A 23,798-nucleotide genomic window follows, 5' to 3' on the forward strand; every position below is an offset into this window, starting at 1 on the left:
GCTCAGGCCAGGGCCAGCGTGACGAGGGTCAGGGCGTGGGTGCCGAGCGAGCCGCGGACCCGGGCGATCTCGCCCATCGTGTAGAAGCCGGCGAACGGGGCATCACTCAGGGCCGTACGCATGGCTTGAATCTCTTGATCCAGGCCCCCCTCGACCAGACCGGCCCAGCGGCCGCCGCAGTCGAACGCGATGACGCCGAGCGGAGGCAGGCCGTCGAGCCGGGCGATGGCCTCGGTGCACGACCAGGCAGCTCCGTCCAACATCGACTGCCGGTCGCCCTCCATGAGCCAGACCAGCGCACCCTGCGGCACGTCGGCTGTCCCCCAGATCGAGCGTTCGGCGTCGTCGCCGGCGTGGATCACCCGGATGTCCTCGCCGCTGCGCCGGGACAGCCCGAGCGGTCGCAGCGTACGACCCTGGTTGAACAAATCGTCGGCCGTTCCGTCGACCTCGTTGCGGCGCATCAGCACGTCCAGCGCCGGTTCGCCGTCGAGCTGATAGATGTGCGGGCCACTGGCCTTGGTCACCACCATCGGCGGCTCCTGACGGCGCCAGCCGTGCGCGACACCGATGCCGATCGGGCCGTCCGACCCGAGCGCGAGCCCGACGACAGCCCCGGTCACGACTTCGTCGCCGATGAACTGGTAGGTCTGGCGGAACTGCCGGTCGTCGGCCGCGAAGCCACCGACCAGCGGAACACTCGCGCCGATCGAGGAGTAGGCCCCGCGGACGATCTCGTGTTGCTGCCCCACCAGCCCGTCGACCAGCAGCACCAGCACCTTGTGCTCGTCGTCCAGCCCGTGCAGGGCCTCGGCCGCCAGCACCCCTGCGGCCCGCGGATCGGACTTGTGGACCCGGGCCGCCCGGGTCTGCACGGTGAACCCGTCGCCGCCCAGGGCCGCGACGGCGACGCCCCCGTCGGTCGTCCCGGAACTGCCCAGCTCGCCCATGGTCGAGGCGCCGACGATCTCCGCGTCCGGCCCGGCCTCCATCCGCACGCCTCGGAGCAGGGCCGGCAGGTCATGGGCGACCGACGCGAAAACAAAGACGGCCTTGGTCTCGCGGCCGCCGATCGCCTCCGACGCGGCCTCCGCCCCCGCCTTGCGGGAGTCAGCCGCGCTGCTCTGGCCCACGCCGAACCAGCGGTGCAGGGTGCTCTGCATGATCCTCTGATCGGCACGGTTTGTCGGTTGCTGAGTGGTTGCGTGTGGGGTGCCGTCCGGTGTCCCCGAGCGGCCTGCCAGGCTTGTTCCCGTGACTGACTCTGACCTTGCGCGGCAGGTCCGCGCCGTGAGCCGGCTGACCGGCGAGTTCACCCTGCGTTCCGGCCGCGTCGCCAACGAGTACTTCGACAAGTATCAGTTCGAGGCCGACCCGGTGCTGCTCGACCAGCTCGCCCAAGAGATGGCTGTGCTGATCCCCGAGGGCACCGAGGTGCTGGCCGGCCTCGAGATGGGTGGCATCGCCGTCGTCACCGCGGTTGCCCGGCACGCCAAGTTGCCCACCGCCTTCGTCCGCAAAGAGGCCAAGAAGTACGGCACCGCGCGGCTGGCCGAGGGGGCCGAGGTCGCCGGTCGGCGGGTCCTCGTGGTCGAGGACGTGGTGACCTCGGGCGGCCAGGTCGTCCTCTCCACCAACGACCTGCGCAAACTGGGCGCGCACGTCGACCACGCGCTGTGCGTGATCGACCGGCAGGAGGGCGGCGCCGAGGCGCTCTCGGCCGAGGGCATCAAGCTGCGGGCGCTGCTGACCCGGGCCGACCTGGAAGCCGTCGCCTGACGCATTTACATATGTAACCTGACGACATATGTTGGCTCTGTGAGAGAGCCGACGTATTACATCCTGGCCGCTCTGCAGGACGAGCCCGCCCACGGCTACGCGATCATGAGCCGGGTCGCCGAGCTCTCCGGCGACCGGGTCCGCCTGGCCACCGGCACCCTCTACCAGGCCCTCGACCGCCTCAGCAAAGAGGCACTGATCGAGGTCGTACGGGAAGAGGTGGTCAACGGGCGGGCCCGGCGGCACTACGCGCTCACCCCGGACGGTCACTCCGCCCTCCAGGCGGAGGCCGCCCGGATGGCCGCGGCGGCCCGGGTCGTGCTCCGGCCGCGGGCCGTCGGGGGTGCGGCATGAACGAGCGTGCGTACGAGGTGCTGCTGCGCCTCTATCCGGCCGGGCACCCACGCGACGAGATGCTCGACGTGCTGCTCACGGCCCGCCGTCCGATGTGGCGCGAGGTCCCGGCGCTGGTGGTGGGTGCCCTGCGGGCCCGCACCGGCAACGATCACCGCTGGCTCTACGCGGCCCGTGCGGCGGCTCTCCTGCTGCTGATCCACAGCGCGGTGGGCTCGGCTCGTGAAGTCGAGGCGACTTGGCTGCCGCTGAGCACCATGCAGATCCTGGTCTGGGTCGCGGTGGCCTTGGCGGTCGGCGCGATCATCGCCGGGTGGCGGGTGCCCGCGGCTCTGGCCGGCGTCGCGGCTTTTGCGATCAGCGCGGCGGACGGGGTCGATTGGCGCTCGGTCACGGCCTATTCGCTGGCCGCGGTGCTGCTGATCATTCCTGGGCCCAGCACTCCGGTGCGTAATCCGATCCTGCTGGCGCTGGCGCTCGTGCCGCTCGACGCTGTCGCTCTGGGCACCGCGCCGTCGTGGTTGATCGGGCTGGGGGTACTGCTGTGGGCGGTAGTCGACGAGCGGGTCGCGCTGGCTGTGGGTTTGGCCTTCTGCGTGGCGTTCCTGCAGGTCATCGCCGATCTGCCCGGCTCTGACGCCCGCGGGGTGCTGATCCTCACCGGCTCGCGTGTCGGTTTCGTGGCCGCCTTCCTGCTCGTCGGCGCCTGGGTCGCCCGACGACGCGTCCGCGTCTAGCGCCTGGGATTCGAGCTCGGGTTGGGCTGTCGTCGGCCGTCCCGTCCAGCGTCACCGCGGGAGCGTTCAGCGCGGCCTCGGCCCGCTTGGGCCGGATCCCCGTCGGCCCGGCCGAGCGATGCCGGTACGAGTGGATGACGAAGTCGACATTGATGAGCTCGGGATAAACGCGGTCGTCGCGGCCTGGGCCTGTAACCGCGTCCTACGCCGACTGGCCAGTGATCCCCGCTCCTCTTTCGGCCTCCTGCCCGCTGGGCCCTTCACGCGGTTCCGGTTTCCCTTTCGCCGGCGCCCAGGCCGCCCCACACCCACCCCACGCCGCTCGGGCTGACTTCCGCGCGTTCAGTTGATCTTGGCGAGCGGCCGTCATCCCGCCACCCTGGTCTCCGGCCGGCGTCGTGGCTCTACGGTGGACGAGTGACGCGGTTCGCTCTGGTCGGGTTCGGCTTTCGGGCTGCGGCGTTCTATCGGGTCGCGCAGGCGCTGCCCTCGGTCGAATGTGTCGGGGCGGTCGTGCGGAAGCCTCGGGCGTTGCCTGTGACGGGCTTCGGTGATTTGCGGGCTTGCGTGCGTGAGACGCGGCCCGACTTCGTGGTCACGGCTGTGCCACGGGCAGCGAACCCGGGCGTCGTCGTGGACGCGGTTGAGCTCGGCCTGCCTGTGCTGGCCGAGACGCCGCCGGCGCCGGACCAGGATGGCCTGCGGTTGCTGTGGGAGAAGGTCGGGTCGTCCGGGCTGGTGCAGGTGGCCGAGCAGTATCTGTTGATGCCGTCGCACGCGGCCCGGCTCGCGGCGGTGCGCAGCGGGATCATCGGAACGCCGACGCAGGTGCACGTGTCTTCCACGCAGCAGTATCACGCGATCTCGCTGATCCGAGGGCTGCTCGGTGTCAACCATGGGCCGGCGGCAGTGCGGGCGGTGCGGACCGTAGCGCCGCTGCTCGATCCGCTCGATCGCGGCGGCTGGACGGACGCGGTCGACCCTTCGCCGGTCACTACGATCATCGCCACGCTGGACTTCGGCGGCGGGCGCTCGGCCGTCTACGACTTCACGACCAACCAGACCCGGAACCTGCTGCGCACGCGACGGCTTCTCGTCCGCGGTACGCACGGCGAACTGAGCAACGACGAGATCGTGCACATGCCGGCCCCGCGGACGATCACCCGGACCGCCCTGGCCCGTCGGCAGAGCGGTCATGAACTGGACCTCAACGGGTTCGACACCGAGACGATCGCGCTCGGGGGTGACGTGCTCTATCGCAACCCGTACGTCGGGCATCGCCTCAATGACGACGAGATCGCCACGGCGGCCCTGCTCGACGCGATGGCGGCCTGGGTGCGGGGCGAGGGGCCACCGCCGTACCCATTGGCCGAAGGTAGCCAGGACCAGTTGCTCGCCCTCGCCGTCGAGGAAGCCGCCGACAGCGGCCACGAAGTTGTCACAACAGCCGAGAGCTGGTCGCAGCGAACGACTGCATGACGGCGGATATTCGCGATTGAGGCCGGCCACCGGCCGCTGCCTCGGCTGTGCTCGGAGGCACGGTCCGTCGCCGTCACCCCTGGGGCGCGCCCGTGAATGTGGGGAGTGGGCGTTGGCTACCGGAGGCTTGCCATCGCCTAGGAACGCTGGTCGGTCGTCTCGGGTGCGCTGTCCGGTTGGCTGCGGAGGCTGGCTGTCAACCCGCCCGCGCGGACCAGCTCGACCTGCCCCGCGCCAAGGCCCAGAGCCGCGTCGAGCGAGTACGAGGTGGACATTCCTCGGTGCGGCGAGAAGATGGTGGTTGTGAGCGACGAGGAACTGGCGGGGCTTCGGGCGCGGGCGGCGGCCGGGGATCGAGATGCGTCCGATGAGCTGGTGGAGCTGGCCGGGGAGCGCGGTGACCTCGACGAACTGCGGCGGCTGGCGGCAGCAGCGACGCGGTGGACGTGATGGTCGAGTTGGCCACCGAACGGGAAGATCTGGACGAATTACGCAGGCTGGCCGCGGCCGGCAGCGGCGACGCTCAGGATGTGCTCGACGAGCTGACTGGCGAATGAGCGCGCTACTTAAGAATTCAGCCCGCCTCTCAACCAGTCCGGATTCAGCGGCACCGCCCCGAACCAGACCGGGTACGGCAGCCCCGTCGCGAATCAGGCCGGATACGGCAACCTGAACCAGGCTGGTTACAGCAGCTCCGGCCCGCAGGCGCAGGGGTTCAACGGCCCGTCGGAGTTCGGTGGACAGCCGCAGCCGGGGTTCGGTGGGCCCGTGGCGCAGCCGCCGAAGAAGCGCAAGAAGTGGCCCTGGATCCTGCTGGCCGTGGTCGTCGTCATGATCCTCGGCTGTGTCGGCATCTTCACCATGGTCATCGGCGGGACGAAGGAGGCTCTCGACACCGCCGGGGACACCGCCGCCGGCAAGAACGCCGTCGCCGGCGCCATGGGCCAGCCCGCCCGCGACGGCAAGTTCGAGTTCACGGTGAAGTCGATGGACTACACCAAGACCTCAGTCGGCCAATCCGTCCTGGCCGTCAAGGCACAGGGCACCTTCTGCATCGTCACGATGACCATCAAGAACATCGGCGACGAGGCCCAGACGTTCGACGGCACCAGCCAGAAGGCGTACGACGCCAAGGGCACCCAGTACTCCGACGACCTCGAGGCCGAACTCGCGGTCAACGGCGACGCCTCGACGTTCCTGCAGCAGATCAACCCGGGCAACCAGGTGACCGGCAAGCTCGTCTACGACGTCCCCAAGGGCACCAAGCTCACCTCGATCGAACTGCACGACTCGATGTTCTCGAGCGGCGTGAAGATCCCTCTGAAGTAGCCGCCGAGGGACCGGCCCGTAGCGTGCTGACATGACTCATGGACCGGCCCGCTTCGGTGGGCGCGACGACGTGGTTCTGGCGGTCGTGGTGGACTGCCTGGACCTGGAACGATCGGCTGCTTTCTGGTGCGGTGTGCTCGGCTACCGGGCCGAGCCGAGCTCACCGGGCCGCTACCAGTCCCTGCTGCCGGCCGACGGCAACGGCATCGAGCTGCTGCTGCAACAGGTGCCCGAGCCCAAGGCCGGCAAGAACCGCGTACACCTCGACCTGCGAGTACCCGACCTCACAGCCGAGACCGACCGGCTCGTCACCCTGGGCGCGACCCGCGTCACGAACGAGCCCATCGAGGAGTACGGCTGGACCTGGCACGTGCTGTCCGACCCCGACGGCAACGAGTTCTGCGTGCTTCAACCGCCACCGGACTGAGCCGCAGTCATTCGGTCTCTCGTAGCACCCATTCCAGATACGCGGGATTTCCGGCTGTCACCGGCAGAGCCAAAACGCACGGGACGTCGTACGGGTGCTCGGTGTTGGCCCGTTCGATGATGCGGTCGACCAAGGTCGCTCTGGTGTGCAGGGCGACCCGCGCCTCGGGGTCGTCGTGGACCTCGCCCTGCCAGCGGTAGATCGAGCGGATCGCCGCCACCTGCTGGCCGCAGGCGGCCAGGCGGTCGTCGACCAGGCGGCGGGTGAAGTCGGTCAGCCAGGTGGCGTCGGCCGCGGTGATCACGACCTCGACGACGTCGGTCACTTGGTGAGCTCTTTGGCGATCAGTTCGGCGATCTGGACCGTGTTGAGGGCGGCCCCCTTGCGGCGGTTGTCGCCGGTGACGAAGAGGTCGAGAGCCCTGGGGTCGTCCATCGCGCGGCGGATGCGGCCCACCCAGCTCGGGTCGGTGCCGACCGCGTCGATCGGCATCGGGAACTCGCCGGCTTCGGGGTCGTCGACCAGGATGACGCCGGGGGCGTTGCGCAGGGCCTGGCGGGCGCCCTCGGCGTCGACCTCGGCGGCGAAGACCGCGTGCACGGCTATCGAGTGGGCGGTGACGACCGGGACGCGTACGCAGGTGGCCGAGACCTTCAGCGCCGGCAGGGCCAGGATCTTGCGGGATTCGTTGCGCAGCTTCAGCTCTTCCGACGACCAGCCGAGCGGCTCGAGCGCGCCCGACCAGGGCACCACGTTGAGCGCCAGCGGGGCCGGGAACGGGCCCAGCTCGTCGCCGACGGCCTGGCGTACGTTGCCGGGCCGGGAGCCCAGCGAGCGGTCGCCGGCCACCTTGCTGAGCTGGTCGTGCAGCGTGTCCACGCCGATCTGGCCCGCCCCGGAGGCGGCCTGGTAGGACGCCAGCACGAGCTCGCGCAGGCCGTACTCGTGGTGCAGGGGGGCGATCGCCATGATCATCGCCATCACGGTGCAGTTGGCGTTGGCGATGATGTTGCGCGGGCGGTAGGACAGCGCGTCGGGGTTGACCTCGGGCACGACCAACGGCACGTCTGGGTCCATGCGGAAGGCGGCCGAGTTGTCGACCACGGTGACGCCGCGGGCCGCGATGATCGGCGCCCACTGCAGGGACACCTCGTCGGGCACGTCGAACATCGCCACGTCGACGCCGTCGAACGCCTCGGGGGTCAGCTCGGCCACCGTCAGCTGTTCGCCGCGACAGGTCAGCTGCTTGCCGGCCGACCGCGAGGACGCGATCAGCCGGATCTCACCCCAGACGTTGCGCCGGGACGACAGCAGCTCGAGCATGACCGTGCCCACGGAGCCGGTGGCTCCGACGACGGCGAGCGTGGGCTGCGCCATGACGGGGGCTACCGCCCGGTGCCCGCGTAGACCACCGCCTGCTCGCCGCCGCCCAGCTCGAACTGGTCGTGCACGGCGCGGACCGCGGTGTCGAGGTCGCTGTCGCGGCAGACCACCGAGACCCGGATCTCGGAGGTGGAGATCATCTCGATGTTGACGCCGGCCTCGCCGATGCAGGCGAAGAACGAGGCGGCCACACCCGGGTGCGAGCGCATGCCCGCGCCGACCAGGGAGACCTTGCCGACGTGGTCGTCGAAGAGCAGGCTCTTGAACTTGATCTGATCTTTGATCTTGTCGAGCGCGGTCATCGCGGTCGGGCCGTCGGCCTTGGGCAGCGTGAACGAGATGTCGGTGCGGCCGGTGCCCTCGGTCGACACGTTCTGCACGATCATGTCGATGTTGATCTCGGCCTGGGCCACGGTGTCGAAGATGCGGCCCGCGGCGCCCGGCTCGTCGGGCACACCGACAATCGTGATCTTGGCTTCGCTCCGGTCGTGGGCGACCCCGGTGATCAGCGCTTGTTCCACGTTAAGGTCCTCCATCGATCCGGTGACCAGGGTGCCCGGCTTCTGTGAATACGAAGAGCGTACGTGGATGGGCACCTTGAAGCGGCGCGCGTACTCCACGCATCGCAACATCAGCACCTTCGCCCCGCCCGCGGCGAGTTCGAGCATTTCCTCGTACGTGATCTGCTTGATGTGCTTGGCGTCGGGGACGATCCGCGGGTCGGCCGTGAACACGCCGTCGACGTCGGTGTAGATCTCGCACACGTCGGCATGCAGGGCCGCCGCCAGGGCCACCGCGGTGGTGTCGGAGCCGCCGCGGCCCAGGGTCGTGATGTCCTTCGTGTCCTGCGAGACGCCCTGGAAGCCGGCGACGATGGCGATCGCGCCCTCGTCGAGCGCGCTGCGCAGCCGGCCGGGCGTGACGTCGATGATGCGGGCCTTGCCGTGCGTCGAGGTGGTCAGCACGCCGGCCTGCGAGCCCGTGTACGACCGGGCTTCGTACCCCAGGTTGTGGATGGCCATGGCGAGCAGCGCCATCGAGATGCGCTCGCCCGAGGTGAGCAGCATGTCGAGCTCACGGCCGGGCGGCAGCGGGCTGACCTGGTTGGCCAGGTCCATCAGCTCGTCGGTGGTGTCGCCCATGGCCGAGACCACGACCACGACGTCGTCACCGGCCTTGCGGGCGGCGACGATGCGCTCGGCGACGCGCTTGATGCGCTCGGCGGTCGCGACCGACGAGCCACCGTACTTCTGCACCACCAGTGCCACGGCGAAACCAACCTTCGCTGTACGTACCGGCGGCGCCGGTCAGGACAATCGCCACCACAGTAGCCGCGCCCCGGCCCGGCTCCGACAGGCGATCCCAGAATCCGGCGCGGGAGGAAACTGACACGCGCGACACGCCGAAGGCCCCCGAGGCCCGGGACCGAGGCGATTCGGCCCGTGGAGGCGAGAATGTCTCGGTGCGCCCACGCTCGATGCTTCTGTCCGCCACCGCCCTGCTCCTGTCGGGTGCGGCGGCCTGCAGCGGTGCCCCCGAGGCGACCCCGTCCCCATCGTCGAGCGCGCCGCCCAGCGAGGCCGCCGGCAGCGCCCGCGACAGCCTGGCCGCCAGAGCCGCGCTGGCCATGGACAAGGCGTACGCCGCTCTCTACTCCTTCGACGACGGTAAGGGCCAGCCGCGCAACGTGGTGGCGACTGTCGGCAAGGACGGCACGTGGCGGGTCGACGTCAGCGGCGGCGCGCTCGGCGGCACGGCCGACGTGACGATCGTCTCCACCCCGGCCGGCGTCTACCAGTGCACGCTCGGGTCGCAGTCCAACCCGATCGCCGCCACCTGCGTCAAGGTCGCCAAACCGGGCAAACCCGTTCCCGACCCGTACGACCCCAAGGTCGAGCGTCTGTTCCGGCAGTGGCTCCCGGTCTTCACCGACCGCCAGGCCGCGCTCGCCGTGACCCAGGTGCAGCCGCTGGCCGGGGCCAAGGGCAGCTGCTTCTCCATCGATTCGATCTCGGCCTCGCTGGCCGACCCGGTCGACATCGGCGTCTACTGCTACGCCGACGACGGGGTGCTGACCGCGGTCCGGGTCGGCTTCGGCGTCCTCAAAATGGTGAGCCAGGTCGAGGGCCCGGCCACCGTGGCGCTGCCCGGCCCCGAGGTCGCCGGGCCCCCGATGGGCATGGACGCGCCTCCGCCCGCGCCCGACCCCGTTCAGCCGACCGGCTTGGTCCCCTCGGCCTGAGCCTTCTCACCATCCGGGCGTACGGCTGGCACCGGCTCAGCTGATCACGTAGGGTCATTTTCGACATGTGGCAGGCGCTCCTTCTTCTTAGCTGCCGCGACGAGGCCCCATCCCAGGCCGGCACCTCGTCGCGGAGCTGACGCGCGCCGCCTTCTCGTCTTCTCTCCCTTTGGAGCAGTTCCACATGTCCACTCCGGCTTTCGAGACCCAGCGCTCCAGCAAAATGCCGTTCGAGCGCTACATCCCGTACCAGAAGCAATTCGCCATTGATCTGCCCGACCGGCAGTGGCCGGCTCGGCACGTCGAGGCCGCTCCCCGCTGGTGCGCGGTCGACCTGCGCGACGGCAACCAGGCGCTGATCGACCCGATGTCCCCCGAGCGCAAGCGGCGGATGTTCATGCTGCTGGTGCAGATGGGCTACAAAGAGATCGAGGTCGGCTTCCCGGCCGCGTCGCAGACCGACTACGACTTCGTCCGCCAGCTCATCGAGCAGGATCTGATCCCCGACGACGTCACGATCCAGGTGCTGGTGCAGTGCCGCGAGCACCTGATCGACCGTACGTTCGAGTCGATCCGCGGGGCCAAGCGGGCCATCGTGCACTTCTACAACTCGACGTCCACACTGCAGCGCCGGGTCGTGTTCGGGCTGGACAAGGACGGCATCACCGACATCGCCACCACCGGGGCCCGGCTCTGCCAGAAGTACGCCGAGATCCACACCCCGGACACCGAGATCTTCTACGAGTACTCGCCGGAGTCCTACACGGGCACCGAGCTGGAGTACGCGCTCGAGATCTGCTCGGCCGTCATCGACGTCATCGACCCGACCCCGGACCGGCCGCTGATCATCAACCTGCCGGCCACGGTCGAGATGGCCACCCCCAATGTGTACGCCGATTCGATCGAGTGGATGCACCGGAATCTGCCCCGGCGCGAATCGGTCGTGCTCTCGCTGCACCCGCACAACGACCGCGGCACCGCGGTGGCCGCGGCCGAGCTGGGCCTGCTGGCCGGGGCCGACCGCATCGAGGGCTGCCTGTTCGGCAACGGCGAGCGCACCGGCAACGTCGACCTGGTCACCCTGGGGCTGAACATCTTCTCCCAGGGCATCGACCCGATGATCGACTTCTCCGACATCGACGAGATCAAGCGGGCCGTCGAGTACTGCAACCAACTGCCCGTGCACGAGCGCCACCCCTACGTCGGCGACCTGGTCTACACGGCCTTCTCGGGTTCCCACCAGGACGCGATCAAGAAGGGCTTCGCCGCGCTGCAGGCCGACGCCGACGCGGCCGGGGTCGACATCGACAAGTTCACCTGGGGCGTGCCCTACCTGCCGATCGACCCCAAGGACCTGGGCCGCAACTACGAGGCCGTCATCCGGGTCAACTCGCAGTCCGGCAAGGGCGGCGTGGCGTACATCATGAAGGAAGAGCACAAGCTCGACCTGCCGCGGCGGCTGCAGATCGAGTTCTCCGGCGTCGTGCAGCACCACACCGACGTCGAGGGCGGCGAGGTCAGCCCGCAGGAGATGTGGGACATCTTCGCCGGCGAATACCTGGTCGAGCACCAGACCAGCAAGGCCTTCACGATCGAGAACTACTCGACCTCGATCCGCGACGGCAAGGTCGAGATCGACGTCGAGATCTTCCACCGCGGGCAGCGGCGGCCACTGGTCGGCGTGGGCAACGGCCCGATCGACGCGTTCGTCCAGGCCGTCGCGCCCCTGGGGATCACCGCGCGGGTGCTCGACTACAACGAGCACGCGCTGACCTCGGGCGAGAACGCCCGGGCCGCGGCGTACGTCGAGGTCGAGGTCGGCGATCGGGCGGTGTGGGGCGTCGGCATCGACGAGAACATCGTGAGCGCCTCGATCAAGGCGGTCACCAGCGCGGTCAACCGCGCCCGCTGATCTTTCGGGGGATCATCCCGGGTGCTGCGGCGCGCGGGATGATCCACCCACGGGGCACGACCCGGGCAGAACGGGCGTACCCCCCCTACTCTGGGGCATGTGCCCCCACGTACTCCACTGATCCTCGTCACCGCCCTGCTCGCCCTGGCCGGCTGCCAGGGCGTTTCCCTCGAACCGCCCGCCGAGCAGCCCACTGTTCAGTCCACCAAGGACGCAGCCGGCGCCCAGAAGAAGCTGGACGCGCTGACCGTGGCCAAGGCCGGGACGATGGCGAAGTACAGCCGCGACCGGTTCCCGCACTGGCGCAGCACGGGTGACAACTGCGACGTCCGCGACTCCGTGCTCAAGCGCGACGGCAAGAAGGTCAAGTACTCGGGCTGCAACGTCGTCGCCGGCACGTGGACCAGCCTCTACGACGGCCAGGTGCTGAACTCGCCGACCAAGGTCGACATCGACCACATGGTGCCGCTGGCCAACGCGTGGCGCTCGGGCGCGGCCAAGTGGACCGACGACAAGCGCGGCGACTTCGCCAACGACCTCGACGACCCGCAGCTGATCGCCGTGTCGGCCTCGTCCAACCGCTCGAAGGGCGACCAGGACCCGTCGACCTGGAAGCCGACCGAGACCAGCAGCTGGTGCGAATATGCGCAAGACTGGGTCACGGTGAAGGCCAAGTGGAAGCTGACGGTAACCACCAAAGAGAAGGCCGCGCTCGAGGAGATGCTGGAGAACTGCTGATGACCACCTCCCCCGCGGAGCCCGTACCCGCCGCCGCCCCCTCGCCGGAGGACGACACCGAAGCGTCGCCCGCTGAGCAGGCCGCCGAGGTCGAGCAGGCCGCCGCCACCGGCGAGGTCGCACCGGCCGAAGAGGCCCCGCCTCCGCCGGCCGAGACGGCTGTGGTGGGCCCGCCGACCACAGACATCGTGGCTGGTCAGGGCGGTGTCATGACCGACGAGGTCGGGGTCGTGACGGGCGACCTGACACTGCGGACAGAGGTCGACGGCTACGACGTGACCGTTCGCGTGCAGTACAAGGACGCCGACGAGTGGTACACCGTGACCGGGGCCAAGGCTCCGCTGCACGACCCCAAGGACGCCGACGCGATCCACGCCGTGGTCGTGGGCATCCTGAACCGCCCCGAGGGCTGACCTGCCCGATCGGCAAGCGGGACAGCGGGACGGCCCCGTATCGACCTACACTCCTGAGGCTTCATGTCCCTCAGGAGAGGAACGACCTTGAATTTCCGCAAGCGCTCGCTCCGGGTCGCCACGGTCGCGATCGGCGGTGCCGCGGTCGCCGGCGTCGCCTGGATCGCCCTTCCGGCCGACGCCGCGACTACGGGAATCGTCTCAGTCGTCGAATCGAACGTCGTCACTTACACAGCGGCGACGGGCAAGGCCAACACGGTGGTCCTGACCCAGTCCGGCAACACGGTCACCGTCGACGACACCATGGCCATCAAGGCCGGTGCGGGCTGCGTGGCGGTCAGCGGCGACGCCACCAAGATCCGCTGCACGCCCAAGGTCACCGTGAACTGGATCCGGGTCGACCTCGGCGACAAGAACGACATCGTGGTCAACCAGGCCAACCTCGGCATGACCGCCCGCACCGGGGCCGGCAACGACCGGATCACCGGCGGCCCCAAGCGCGACGACGTCTACGCCGGTGACGGCGACGACGTCATCCAGTCCAACGGCGGCAACGACGTGCTGCGCGGCGACGCCGGCAACGACCTGGTCATCGGGGGCGACGGCGCCGACACGCTCTCCGGCAGCACCGGCAACGACACGCTGAACGCCGGCCCCGGCGACGACGGCACGTCCTACGGCGGCCCGGGCGACGACATCATCTACGCCGGCGACGGCAACGACAAGACCTTCTACGGCGGCCCCGGCAACGACAAGATCTACGGCGGCGCGGGCGACGACTCCCTGGCCGGCGACGAGGGCAACGACATCATCGAGAGCGGCAACGGCGAGAACTCGGTCTACGGCGGGGCCGGCGACGACCGGATCGTCGGTGGCGGCGACGCCGACTATCTCCTCGGCGACCAGGGCAACGACCGGATCGAGGGCGGGAGCGGCCGGAACATCATCCACGGCGGCCCCGGCAACGACACGCTCACCGGTGGCCCCGAAACCGACCATTTTGACGGTGGCTACGGCAACGACGTCATGAACGGCGGGGCCGGCGAGAATTACTACAACGAGGGCAAGGACCTGCCCGTCGGCACCGCCGACGCCGACACGTTCATCGGTGGTCCCGCCATCGACGTGCTGATCTACGACGAACGCACCACGGACATCACCGCCGATGCCGACGGGGTCAAGGGCGACGACGGCGCGGCCGGCGAGGGCGACACCATCCAGACTCCGATGTCGCACATCTGGAGCGGCTCCGGTAACGACCGCCTGACCGGCACCTCGGGCGCCGAAACTCTCAAGGGCGGCCCGGGCAACGACACGATCTCGGCCGGCGCCGGCGACGACTTCCTGTGGGGCGAGGCGGGCATCGACAACCTCGACGCGGGCGCCGGTTACGACTTCTGCAACGACCCGATCGCGGCGGGCGAAACCGTCGTCAACTGCGAGTACGGTGACGGCGCCCCGGCCCTGCGGTCCAGCAAGGCAGCCGAGGCGCGGGCCGATCAGCTCGAAGAGATGAAGCGGCTGCAGCGCGAGGCCGACTCGGCGCGCCGTCGATAGGGTTCGGACGAACGAGAAACGGCCGCTCCGCTCGGGGCGGCCGTTTTCCTGTCCGAAAGGATGATCGACCGGGACAGCGGGACGGTCCCGTACCGTCCTATGCTGCGCGAGTCTCCACAACAGACAACGGAGCATCCCCATGAGACTCAGCAAGAAGGCCCGGCGCGTCGCCGTCTCCGTGCTCGGCGTCGGCGTGGCCGGGGTGGCCTGGGTGGCCCTGCCGGCCGAGGCCGCGACCACCGGCACCGCCGACGTGACGTCGTCGACGATCGTCCGCTATCGAGGGGCTTACAAGCAGACCCACAACGTCGTGATCACCCGGTCCGGCCGCACTGTCACGATCGACGACGTCGTGGCGATCAAGGCTGGTTCCGGGTGCGCGGCGGTCAGCGGCGACAAGACCAAGGTTCGCTGTACGCCCGCGAAGAACCCGACCTGGCTGCTGATCGAACTCGGCATGTACAACGACGTCCTGGTCAACAAGGCCGACATCTCGATGACCGCGCACGGCGAAGACGGCAACGACCGGATCACCGGCGGCCCCAAGCGCGACATCCTCAAGGCCGACTACGGCCACGACACCGTCCTCGGCCTGGGCGGCAACGACGATCTCGACGGCTCGGACGGCAACGACACCATGGCCGGCGGCGACGGGGACGACAAGCTCTTCGGGTGGGCCGGCAACGATCGGCTCTCCGGGGGCAACGGCAACGACGAGTTGTACGGCTGGGAGGACAACGACGTCGAGGACGGCGGCCCGGGCAACGACTACCTCGGGCAGAACACGGAACCGATCGGCCCCGACGCCGACTCGCTCTACGGTGGGCCCGGTAAGGACATGGTGCACTACGGCCACCGCGACAAGGGCGTGACCGCCGACGCGGACGGCGTGAAGGGCGACGACGGCCGGGCCGGCGAGAAGGACAGCATCGGCACGTCGGTCGAGATCATTCAGGGTGGCAACGGGCCGGACCGGCTGATGGGCACCGCACGCGCCGACTTCCTGTACGGCGGCCCAGGCAATGACACGATCGGCGGGCTCGGCGGGAACGACACCCTCGAGGGCGAGGCCGGAAAGGACTACCTGAGCGGCTCGACCGGGGACGACACGCTCGTGGGCGATCATCCGGCGTACGGGGGAATCGCCGCCGACACGATGCTGGGCGGCCCGGGGCGGGACACGGTCGACTACATCTGGTACCAAGCGGCGGTCGTGGTCGACCTCGACGGAGCGAAGGGCGACGACGGTAAGCCGGGCGAGAAGGACACCGTGGGCGCCGACGTCGAGAACATCACCGGCGGAGAGGGCAGCGACCGGCTCACCGGCAACGCGGCCGACAACATCATCGACGGCAACGGCGGGGCCGGCTCCAACACCATCTTCGGATTGGGCGGGGACGACGACCTGAGGGGACCCGGCCGGCTCGACGGCGGACCCAACCGTACAGCGGCCGGCGACATCTGCAGCACGGGCAACGGCAGTACCGCCGTCAACTGCGAACGTACGCGTTTCTAGATCGAGCAAAACACGACGGCCGTTCCTCCGCGGGGAGGAACGGCCGTTTCGCGTACGGGATCAGGCCGGTGTGGCCGCGGGCCGGCGACCCGCCACGACCTCGTCCTCGACGACCGGGAAGTGGCACGCCGTGAGGTGCGACTCGGGGTCGTCGAGCCGGACCGTCAGCGGTGGCTCCTCAGTGGCGCAGATGTCCTGCGCCTTCCAGCAGCGGGTGCGGAAGCGGCAGCCGGACGGCGGGTTGATCGGGCTGGGCACGTCACCCGTGAGCAGCACCCGGTCGCGCTGAGCCTTGTCACGCCGGGCCGGGTCGGGCACCGGCACCGCGGACATCAGGGCGACCGTGTACGGGTGGCGCGGGTTCTTGTAGAGCTCGTCGCGCTCGGCGATCTCCACGACCTTGCCCAGGTACATGACGGCCACGCGGTCCGAGATGTGCCGCACGACCGACAGGTCGTGCGCGATGAACACGTACGTCAGGTCGAATTCGCGCTGCAGGTCGTCGAGCAGGTTGACCACCTGGGCCTGGATCGACACGTCGAGCGCGGACACCGGCTCGTCGGCCACGATCAGCTTCGGCCGCAGGGCGAGCGCCCGCGCGATGCCGATGCGCTGCCGCTGACCGCCCGAGAACTCGTGCGGGTAGCGGTTGTAGTGCTCCGGGTTCAGCCCGACCAGTTCGAGCAGCTCCTGCACGGCCTTCTTGAGGCCCTGCGGGGTCGGGATGTCCTGGATCTGCAGCGGCGCCGAGATGATCGAGCCGACCGTGTGCCGCGGGTTCAGCGACGAGTACGGGTCCTGGAAGATCATCTGTACGTCGCGGCGGAGCGGCCGCAGCTGCGTGACCGATTTATGGGAGATGTCCTCACCGGCGAAGACGATCTTCCCGCCGGTCGGCTCCAGGATCCGGGTGAACAGGCGGCCGGCGGTCGACTTGCCACAGCCGGACTCGCCGACCAGGCCCAGGGTCTCGCCCGAGCGCACCTCGAGATCGATGCCGTCGACCGCGCGTACGGCCCCGACCTGACGCTTGAGCAGGCCCTTGGTGATCGGGAAGTGCTTCTGCAGCCCCGACACCTCGAGCAGGTTCTCGCTCATCTTCATCAACTCCGCTCAGAGGTTCGGTAGCACTTCCTGCTGGAAGATCTCGGTACGAGCTTCCGGAGGCAGGTGGCAGGCGACCTTGTGCACGTCGCCGTGCAGCAGAGGCACCTCGTTGAAGGACCGGTTGCCGTTGCGCCCGGCGTACGGGCAGCGAGGGTGGAACGCGCACCCGCTCGGCAGGTTGATCAGGCTGGGCGGCGAGCCCTTGACCGGGTTGAGGCGGTCGCGCACCTCGCGGTCGAGGCGCGGCATCGAGCCGAGCAGACCCCAGGTGTACGGGTGCTGCGGGTTCTGGAAGACCTCGAGCGCCGGGCCCTTCTCGATCACCTTGCCGCCGTACATCACCAGGACGTCGTCGGCCAGCTCGGCCACCACGCCGAGGTCGTGGGTGATCATGATGACCGCGGAGCCGAACTCGTCCTGCAGGTCGCGGATCAGGTCGAGGATCTGCGCCTGCACGGTGACGTCGAGGGCCGTGGTGGGCTCGTCGGCGATCAGCAGCTTGGGGTCGTTGACCAGCGCCATCGCGATCATCGCGCGCTGGCGCATACCGCCCGAGAACTGGTGGGCGTAGTCGTTGAAGCGCCGCTCGGGCTGCGGGATGCCGACCCGGGCCAGCATGTCGATGGCCCGCTCCCGGGCCACCTTCTTGTTCACGCCGGGGTGGTGCACCCGGTACGCCTCGACGATCTGCGACCCGACCGTGAAGTACGGGTGCATCGCGCTCAGCGGGTCCTGGAAGATCATGGCCATCTTGCCCCCGCGGAGCAGGCGGACCTGCTCGTCGGTGGCCGTGACCAGTTCCTGGTCGTCGAGCCAGATCTCACCCGAGACCTTGGCGTTGCTACGGGTGCGGTGCAGGCCGAGGACGGCGAGCGAGGTGACACTCTTGCCCGAGCCGGACTCGCCGACGATGCCGAGCGTCTGGCCGGCCTCGACGCTGAACGTCGAGTCGGTGACCGCCTGGACGATGCCGTCGTCGGTCTCGAACCGGACGTTGAGATCTTTGACCTCGAGGTACGGGCGGGCGTTGGTGGCGCCGATGGACATGTGACTCTCCCTCAGGCCAGCCGGACGCGGGGGTCGATGAGGCCGTAGACCAGGTCGACGATCAGGTTGGCGATCACGATGAAGCTGGCCGCGATCAGCGTGACGCCCAGGATGATCGGCAGGTCGTTGCCCTGGATCGCAGTGAGCGCCTGATAGCCGAGGCCGCGCAGGTTGAACACCTTCTCGGTCAGGATGGCGCCGCCGAGGAGCGCGCCGAGGTCCAGACCGAAGACGGTGACGATCGGAGTGAGGCTGGAGCGCAGGGCGTGCTTGCCGATGACGGCCCGCTCGCGCAGGCCCTTGGCCCGGGCGGTCCGCACGTAGTCCTCGCCGAGGATCTCCAGCATGTTGGCCCGGGTGAGCCGGGCGTAGGTCGCGGCGAACAGGAAGGCCAGCGTGATCCACGGAAGGATCAGCTGCACGAACCAGTCACCTGGACTTTCGGTGAACGGCACGTACTCGCCCTGGGGCAACCAGCCGAGCCAGTAGACGAAGATCGCCGACGCCAGCAGACCGGTGAAGTAGATGGGCAGCGAGACACCGGCCAGGGCGCCACCCATCACCACGCGGTCGAGCACTGTGCCTCTTCGCAGAGCCGAGATCACGCCGGTCGAGATGCCCATGATGAGCCAGAGGACCGCCGCGCCCAGCGCCAGCGACAGGGTGACCGGGAGGTCGCCGAGCAGCAACGGCGTCACTTCCTGGTCGGTCTTGAACGAGTAGCCCAGGCACGGGGCCGGGCAGTGCTGGACGTCCGGGCCGTTGGCGTAGTCCCGGCCGGCCACGAGTCCTTTGAGGAACTTGCCGTACTGGACGACGATCGGGTCGTTCAGCCCCATTTTGACGCGGATGCCCTCGACCGAGGCCGCGTCGGAAGTCTTGCCGATGTAGAGCAGCGCGGGGTCAGTGCCCGTGGCCTTCGGGACCAGGAAGAAGATGCCGAAGGTCACCGCGGTGACCACGAGAAGCGTGAGGACCGCGTTGAACAGACGCCGAATCAGGTATGCCAGCACGACGAGCGGCCTGTTGGACGGGCGGGCACCGGATCACTCCGGTGCCCGCCCCTCACGGGCGGCCTTCACCAACCCTTCGAATAACCCTGTGGACGGTTCGGCCTAGCCGTATTACTTGCCGTCGTTGACGCCGAGGGCCTGGAAGTCCACCTGGCCGAAGGTGTCGTGGATGTAGACGTTCGTCAGCCGCGGGTTGCGGTAGTTGAGCGCCTTGGCGGAGACCACGGGAAGGTAGTAGGCACCTTCCATGATCTTGGTGTTGATCTGCTTGTAGTACTCCGCGGCCTTGGTCGGGTCAGCCTCGAGGTTGGCCTTGTCGAACAGCTCGTCGATCGCGGGGTCCTTGATCTCCGGCAGGTTGTAGTTGCCGTTGGCCGGGATGAAGCGGCTGTCCGAGAGCGGCTGCATGTAGCCGGAGCCGGTCGGGTAGTCGGCCGCCCAGGCGGCCATGATGATCCCGTAGCCCTTCTTCTTCACGTTGTCGGGCGAACCGGTGACCGACGCCTGCTGCGCACCGTCGTACTGGTCGATCTTGGCGTTGATGCCCACGGCCTTCAGCGAAGCCTGCAGAGCCTCGGCCGCCTTGACCTCGGTCGCCCGGTTGTTACGAGCGGTGATGGTCAGGTCGAAACCGTTCGGCTTGCCACACTTGGTCAGGGCCTCCTTGGCCTTGTCCACCTGCGGCTTGCCCTGCTTGCGGTTGAACGGGTCGTAGTTCGCGTCCGAGCCCGCGATGTTCTCGGGCAGCATGCTGGTGCCGATGTCGCCGGCGGCCAGCGGGCCACCGAAGGCCGCCTGCAGGGCGGTCGGGTCGGCGGCGTAGATCACGGCCTTGCGGCACTCGATGTTGTCGAGCGGCGCGACCGGGGTGATGCCCGCGTACCGCAGGAAGCCGGACACCGGGTTGTCGGCGTTCTTCTTCAGGTTCGGGTCGCTGAGCAGCTTGGTGCGGGCCGCGGCCTGCACGCCGACCTGGCCGACGTCGAGGTCGGCGGTGCCGGCCAGCAGACGGCTGTCCAGGTCGTCGGGGTTGGTGGTGATGGTCAGGTTGATCGCGTCCGGCAGCGCCTTACGGATCGGGTCGGTCGCCGGGTCCCAGTTCGGGTTGCGCACCCACGAGGCGCTCTTGCCGGGCTGGATGTCCTTGAACATGTACGGGCCGGACGAGGCCGGCTTCTTGCCGTACTGCGCGCCGGTGTCCCGCTTCTGCGGCACCGGGCCCGAGCCTGGCATGGCCAGCAGGTACAGGAAGTCACCGTTCGGCTTGGCCAGCTTGAAGGTGATGGTCTTGTCGTCCGGCGTGGTGACCGTCTTCAGACCCAGCTTGTCGGGGTCGGTGTCCTTGTACGGACCCTTGTAGGTCTTGTCCGGGTCGAGCACGCCGGGCAGGTAGACCGGACCGCCCGAGAGGACGTCGCTGGCCCAGACCCGCTCGATGCCGTACTTGATGTCCTTCGACGTGATCGGGCTGCCGTCGTCGAACTTGATGCCGTCCCGCAGCTTGAACGTGTAGGTCAGCTTGTCCGCGCTGACCTCGGGCTCGGCCGCGGCCAGGTCGGGCGTGAGCTTGAGGCCTTCCTTGCCCGGGGTGGCCGAGTAGTCGACCAGCTTGCGGGTGTAAAGGCGGTTCAGGTTCCAGACGAACGCGTAGTAGCCGCGAACCGGGTCCCACGAGTCGGCATCCTGCGACGACCAGAGGTTGAGGGTTCCGCCCTTGGTCGTGCTGGGGTTGACCACGGTCGTCACGGCGGCGTTGTAGCCGCCCGCGTCGCCCGAGGCGCCGCCCTTGTCGTCGCTGTCCGAGCTGCCACCGCACGCGGCGGTGGTCAGCCCGAGCGTGACGGCGATGCCAGCGGCTGCCATCACCCTTTTCTTGCTTGCCACCCTGTACTCCTACCTTTTCGAAAGCGAACCCGGCCGGTCCGCGGATATTGCGGAGGTACGACCCGGCGGCTCAGCGAGCCTTCGGGTCGAGCGCGTCGCGCAGGCCGTCTCCGAAGAGGTTGAAGGCCAGCACGGTAATGAAGATCATTCCGCCCGGAATGATCATGTACATGGGGTCGATCGAGTAGAAGGTCACCGCGTCCGACAACATGCCGCCCCAGGACGGGTTCGGCGGCGGGATACCGACACCGAGGAAGCTCAGCGCGGCCTCGGTCAGGATGTTGGTCGGGATGATCAGCGTCGTGTAGACGAGGATCGGTGCGGCCAGGTTGGGCAGCAGTTCCTTGAAGAGGATGCGGCCCGAGCGGGCGCCCATGCTGCGCGAGGCCTCGACGAACTCGCGTTCGCGCAGGGACAGGGTCTGGCCCCGGACGATGCGGCCGATGTAGGGCCAGCCGAAGAAGCCGATGACGCCGACCAGCACGAAAACGCGCGACCAGCGGTCGCCGAAGAACAGGAACGAGTCGGGCAGGACCGAGACCAGCGCGATCGCGAACAGCAGCTGGGGGAAGGCCAGCAGGAAGTCCATGATCCGGCTGATCACCGCGTCGACCCAGCCGCCGAGGAAGCCGGCGGCGAGGCCGAAGATCGTGCCCAGGATCGTCGACAGCACGGCCGACAGGAAGGCGACGGAGAGCGAGGTCTGCGCGCCGTAGAGGATGCGGCTGAACACGTCACGACCGGACGTCGGCTCGACGCCGAACAGGAACTCCCGGCTGATGCCACCGAACTTGCCGATCGGCGTGCTGAAGGTCGGATCGATCTGATCGATGTGGTACTCGTCGATCGGGTGTCCGAACCACTTCGTGAGCACCGGGGCCAGGATGGCGACGACAATCAGGAAGATGACAACGATGGCACCGGCCATCGCCACTTTGTCCCTCTTGAGCCGACGCCAGGCGATCTGCTTGAGGGATCGACCCGCGATCGCGGTCTCGCCACCACGACCGTCGGCCGCGTCGGCAACAGGCGCCGTCGACTCTTCCTTGATCGACGCCTCTGGGCCTAGCGACATCTAAGCGCCGGTCCTCTCCCGGGAGGCCGGCCGAGCATGAGTCCACGACCGCCGGCGCACAGGGTTCGGCTAAGAACCCGCGAGACCGGAGGGCGATGGCCCACGCAGCGAACGGCAACCGATCGGTTATCGCATGCCTCGAGTGCCGACCCTCGTCGCGCGACGGTCAGATCAGACCCACGCCACGAAGGCACTCGACGGCGGGTGTGCCGCCATCGGAGGAACACTCACCTACTGCGGTGCTTCAGGTCAAGTTCACCGAGCGCACACGACCAGTTCCGTGTCCCCGCCGTGATGTGACCGTGATCTGAGCTGCCGACCAATCGGAAACTACCGGGTAGAAGGGCCGTGAGCAGCAATTCCGGACCAAAACGCTATCTCATCGTGATCATACGATCACGATATGTAGACCTAGACCGCGCGCCGACCCTCAAAGGCGCGACCGAGAGTAATCTCGTCCGCATACTCCAGGTCACCACCAACCGGCAAACCACTTGCCAGACGTGTGACTGCGATCCCCATCGGCTTGACCATCAATGCCAGGTAGGTGGCGGTGGCCTCACCCTCGGTATTGGGGTCTGTGGCGAGAATCAACTCCTTGACCTCGCCGGTGCCGAGCCGCATCAGCAGCTCGCGGATGCGCAGGTTGTCCGGCCCGATGCCCTCGAGCGGATTGATGGCCCCGCCCAGCACGTGGTAGCGACCCCGGAACTCATTGGTCCGCTCGATCGCCACGACGTCCTTGGGTTCCTCGACGACGCAGAGCACCTCGCTGGTGCGGCGGGTGTCCCGGCAGACCCGGCACTGCTCCGACTCGGCCACGTTGAAGCAGGTGGTGCAGAACCGCACCAGCTCCTTGACCTTGCGCAGGGCGGTGGACAGCCGGTTGACGTCGGCCGGGTCCGCGGACAGGACGTGGAAGGCGATCCGCTGGGCGCTCTTCGGGCCGACGCCCGGCAGCCGTCCCAGCTCGTCGATCAGGTCCTGGATGGCGCCTTCGTACACGCGATCAGAACCCCGGCAGGGTCAGGCCACCGGTGGCCGGGCCCATCTTTTCCTCGGTGAGGGCCCGCTGCGCCTCGGCCGCGTTGTGAATAGCCGCGAGTACGAGATCTTCCAGCGTCTCGACGTCGTCGGCGTCCACGGCCTTGGGGTCGATCTTCACCGACTTGTACTCGCCGAGCCCCGTCACGGTGACGGTGACGAGCCCGCCGCCGGAAGTGCCGGTCAGCTCGGCCGCGGCCAGCTCAGCCTGAGCCTCCGCCACCTGCTGCTGCATCTTCTGCGCCTGCTTCATGATCTGCTGCATGTTCGGCTGTCCGCCCGGGCGCATGGCACCGCTCCTCATGTCTGCTCAAAGTCCGCACACGCGCAAGCCCGTCGATATCCACCACGTTCCCGCGCGCAGTCGCCGCCCAGCGTAGCCGCCACCGCCGCCCACGACACCAAGCGCCACTCCCGACACCCGCACCACCGCCGTCACCCCACCGGCGCAGGCGTTACCACCGCACCTCTCTGGCACAGGCGCAACCACCGCCACCCGCCGAGACTGGCACCACTGCACCACCCCACCGGCGCAAGCACCACCGCGTCACCCCGGCGCAAGCACCACCGCCGTTATCCCACCGGCGCAGGTGCCACCGGCGGGTTCGGCGGCGTCAGCTCTCGCCGATCTTCTCGGCGCCGAAGGCTTCCTGGAGCAGCCGCATCGCCATCTGCTCCCCACTCTCGCGGGCAGTCTTCTCGTCGATCACCTCGTCGAGCGGTTCGTCGCCAGGGTCGAACCCCTCGAACTTCGGCCCCCGC

The 23,798-nt window shown here is 68.7% G+C and carries 24 protein-coding genes; 13 read left to right on the top strand and 11 right to left on the bottom strand.

Features of this window, described 5'->3' with window-relative positions; genetic code table 11:
* Positions 1-2: 2 nt before the first annotated feature.
* The gene (locus M1L60_RS28455; protein ID WP_253240598.1) at positions 3-1,163 is read right to left on the bottom strand and encodes an FIST signal transduction protein; all 1,161 of its coding nucleotides are present in this window, start codon (positions 1,161-1,163) and stop codon (positions 3-5) included.
* A gap of 91 nt (positions 1,164-1,254) precedes the next feature.
* On the opposite strand from M1L60_RS28455, the gene pyrE reads away from it, so the two are divergent.
* The 7 genes from pyrE to M1L60_RS28490 all read left to right on the top strand — a co-directional run bounded on the left by pyrE (position 1,255) and on the right by M1L60_RS28490 (position 6,105).
* The gene (pyrE, locus tag M1L60_RS28460; protein WP_253240599.1) at positions 1,255-1,779 is read left to right on the top strand and encodes an orotate phosphoribosyltransferase; all 525 of its coding nucleotides are present in this window, start codon (positions 1,255-1,257) and stop codon (positions 1,777-1,779) included.
* Positions 1,780-1,818: 39 nt separating this feature from the next.
* Positions 1,819-2,133 (top strand): PadR family transcriptional regulator, encoded by a 315-nt coding sequence (locus tag M1L60_RS28465; protein WP_253240600.1) that lies wholly within the window; start codon positions 1,819-1,821, stop codon positions 2,131-2,133.
* Entirely contained in the window at positions 2,130-2,870 is a 741-nt protein-coding gene (locus M1L60_RS28470) for a hypothetical protein (protein ID WP_253240601.1), read from the top strand. The genes M1L60_RS28465 and M1L60_RS28470 overlap by 4 nt, the downstream gene beginning before the upstream one ends.
* A 417-nt stretch (positions 2,871-3,287) precedes the next feature.
* Complete coding sequence (locus M1L60_RS28475) at positions 3,288-4,349, top strand: Gfo/Idh/MocA family protein (protein ID WP_253240602.1); 1,062 nt, start codon at positions 3,288-3,290, stop codon at positions 4,347-4,349.
* 303 nt (positions 4,350-4,652) lie between these two features.
* Positions 4,653-4,799: a hypothetical protein gene (locus M1L60_RS28480; RefSeq protein ID WP_253240603.1), complete on the top strand. Its 147-nt coding sequence runs from the start codon at positions 4,653-4,655 to the stop codon at positions 4,797-4,799.
* A 318-nt stretch (positions 4,800-5,117) separates the two neighbouring features.
* The gene (locus tag M1L60_RS28485; protein ID WP_253240604.1) at positions 5,118-5,678 is read left to right on the top strand and encodes a DUF4352 domain-containing protein; all 561 of its coding nucleotides are present in this window, start codon (positions 5,118-5,120) and stop codon (positions 5,676-5,678) included.
* Positions 5,679-5,709: 31 nt separating this feature from the next.
* Positions 5,710-6,105 carry a VOC family protein gene (locus M1L60_RS28490; protein WP_253240605.1) on the top strand — a complete coding sequence of 132 codons (396 nt, stop codon included), beginning with the start codon at positions 5,710-5,712 and terminating at the stop codon, positions 6,103-6,105.
* 7 nt (positions 6,106-6,112) lie between these two features.
* Here the strand turns inward: M1L60_RS28490 and cutA are convergent, their stop codons facing one another.
* The 3 genes from cutA to M1L60_RS28505 are packed head-to-tail and all read right to left on the bottom strand — an operon-like array spanning position 6,113 to position 8,756.
* Complete coding sequence (gene cutA / locus M1L60_RS28495; RefSeq protein ID WP_253240606.1) at positions 6,113-6,430, bottom strand: divalent-cation tolerance protein CutA; 318 nt, start codon at positions 6,428-6,430, stop codon at positions 6,113-6,115.
* Positions 6,427-7,482 (bottom strand): aspartate-semialdehyde dehydrogenase, encoded by a 1,056-nt coding sequence (locus tag M1L60_RS28500; protein WP_253240607.1) that lies wholly within the window; start codon positions 7,480-7,482, stop codon positions 6,427-6,429. The genes cutA and M1L60_RS28500 overlap by 4 nt, the downstream gene beginning before the upstream one ends.
* Positions 7,483-7,490: 8 nt before the next feature.
* Positions 7,491-8,756 (bottom strand): aspartate kinase, encoded by a 1,266-nt coding sequence (locus tag M1L60_RS28505; RefSeq protein WP_253240608.1) that lies wholly within the window; start codon positions 8,754-8,756, stop codon positions 7,491-7,493.
* 194 nt (positions 8,757-8,950) lie between these two features.
* On the opposite strand from M1L60_RS28505, the gene M1L60_RS28510 reads away from it, so the two are divergent.
* The 6 genes from M1L60_RS28510 (at position 8,951) to M1L60_RS28535 (ending at position 15,866) form a co-directional block, all read left to right on the top strand.
* Positions 8,951-9,730, top strand: a complete 780-nt coding sequence (locus tag M1L60_RS28510; RefSeq protein ID WP_253240609.1) for a hypothetical protein — start codon at positions 8,951-8,953, stop codon at positions 9,728-9,730.
* A 184-nt stretch (positions 9,731-9,914) separates the two neighbouring features.
* Complete coding sequence (leuA, locus tag M1L60_RS28515; RefSeq protein ID WP_253240610.1) at positions 9,915-11,642, top strand: 2-isopropylmalate synthase; 1,728 nt, start codon at positions 9,915-9,917, stop codon at positions 11,640-11,642.
* A gap of 99 nt (positions 11,643-11,741) precedes the next feature.
* On the top strand, positions 11,742-12,380 hold the full coding sequence (locus M1L60_RS28520; protein WP_253240611.1) for an HNH endonuclease family protein: 639 nt from the start codon (positions 11,742-11,744) through the stop codon (positions 12,378-12,380).
* On the top strand, positions 12,380-12,793 hold the full coding sequence (locus M1L60_RS28525) for a hypothetical protein (protein ID WP_253240612.1): 414 nt from the start codon (positions 12,380-12,382) through the stop codon (positions 12,791-12,793). Before M1L60_RS28520 ends, M1L60_RS28525 begins: the two co-directional genes overlap by 1 nt.
* A gap of 87 nt (positions 12,794-12,880) precedes the next feature.
* Positions 12,881-14,350: a calcium-binding protein gene (locus M1L60_RS28530; RefSeq protein ID WP_253240613.1), complete on the top strand. Its 1,470-nt coding sequence runs from the start codon at positions 12,881-12,883 to the stop codon at positions 14,348-14,350.
* A 139-nt stretch (positions 14,351-14,489) separates the two neighbouring features.
* Positions 14,490-15,866 carry a calcium-binding protein gene (locus M1L60_RS28535; RefSeq protein WP_253240614.1) on the top strand — a complete coding sequence of 459 codons (1,377 nt, stop codon included), beginning with the start codon at positions 14,490-14,492 and terminating at the stop codon, positions 15,864-15,866.
* A 60-nt stretch (positions 15,867-15,926) separates the two neighbouring features.
* Here the strand turns inward: M1L60_RS28535 and M1L60_RS28540 are convergent, their stop codons facing one another.
* From M1L60_RS28540 to M1L60_RS28570, 7 genes are all read right to left on the bottom strand, one after another.
* On the bottom strand, positions 15,927-16,964 hold the full coding sequence (locus M1L60_RS28540; RefSeq protein WP_253240615.1) for an ABC transporter ATP-binding protein: 1,038 nt from the start codon (positions 16,962-16,964) through the stop codon (positions 15,927-15,929).
* Between the two features lie 15 nt (positions 16,965-16,979).
* Positions 16,980-18,020: an ABC transporter ATP-binding protein gene (locus M1L60_RS28545; protein ID WP_253240616.1), complete on the bottom strand. Its 1,041-nt coding sequence runs from the start codon at positions 18,018-18,020 to the stop codon at positions 16,980-16,982.
* An 11-nt stretch (positions 18,021-18,031) separates the two neighbouring features.
* Positions 18,032-19,033: an ABC transporter permease gene (locus tag M1L60_RS28550; RefSeq protein ID WP_253240617.1), complete on the bottom strand. Its 1,002-nt coding sequence runs from the start codon at positions 19,031-19,033 to the stop codon at positions 18,032-18,034.
* Between the two features lie 111 nt (positions 19,034-19,144).
* Positions 19,145-20,896, bottom strand: a complete 1,752-nt coding sequence (locus M1L60_RS28555; protein WP_253240618.1) for an ABC transporter substrate-binding protein — start codon at positions 20,894-20,896, stop codon at positions 19,145-19,147.
* Between the two features lie 91 nt (positions 20,897-20,987).
* Complete coding sequence (locus tag M1L60_RS28560; protein WP_253240619.1) at positions 20,988-21,992, bottom strand: ABC transporter permease; 1,005 nt, start codon at positions 21,990-21,992, stop codon at positions 20,988-20,990.
* 411 nt (positions 21,993-22,403) lie between these two features.
* Positions 22,404-22,997 (bottom strand): recombination mediator RecR, encoded by a 594-nt coding sequence (gene recR, locus M1L60_RS28565; protein ID WP_253240620.1) that lies wholly within the window; start codon positions 22,995-22,997, stop codon positions 22,404-22,406.
* Positions 22,998-23,001: 4 nt separating this feature from the next.
* Positions 23,002-23,325, bottom strand: coding sequence for a YbaB/EbfC family nucleoid-associated protein (locus tag M1L60_RS28570; RefSeq protein WP_253240621.1), 324 nt, complete (start codon positions 23,323-23,325; stop codon positions 23,002-23,004).
* Between the last annotated feature and the right edge of the window lie 473 nt (positions 23,326-23,798).

The organism is Paractinoplanes aksuensis, from assembly GCF_024137025.1.
Classification (GTDB): domain Bacteria; phylum Actinomycetota; class Actinomycetes; order Mycobacteriales; family Micromonosporaceae; genus Actinoplanes; species Actinoplanes aksuensis.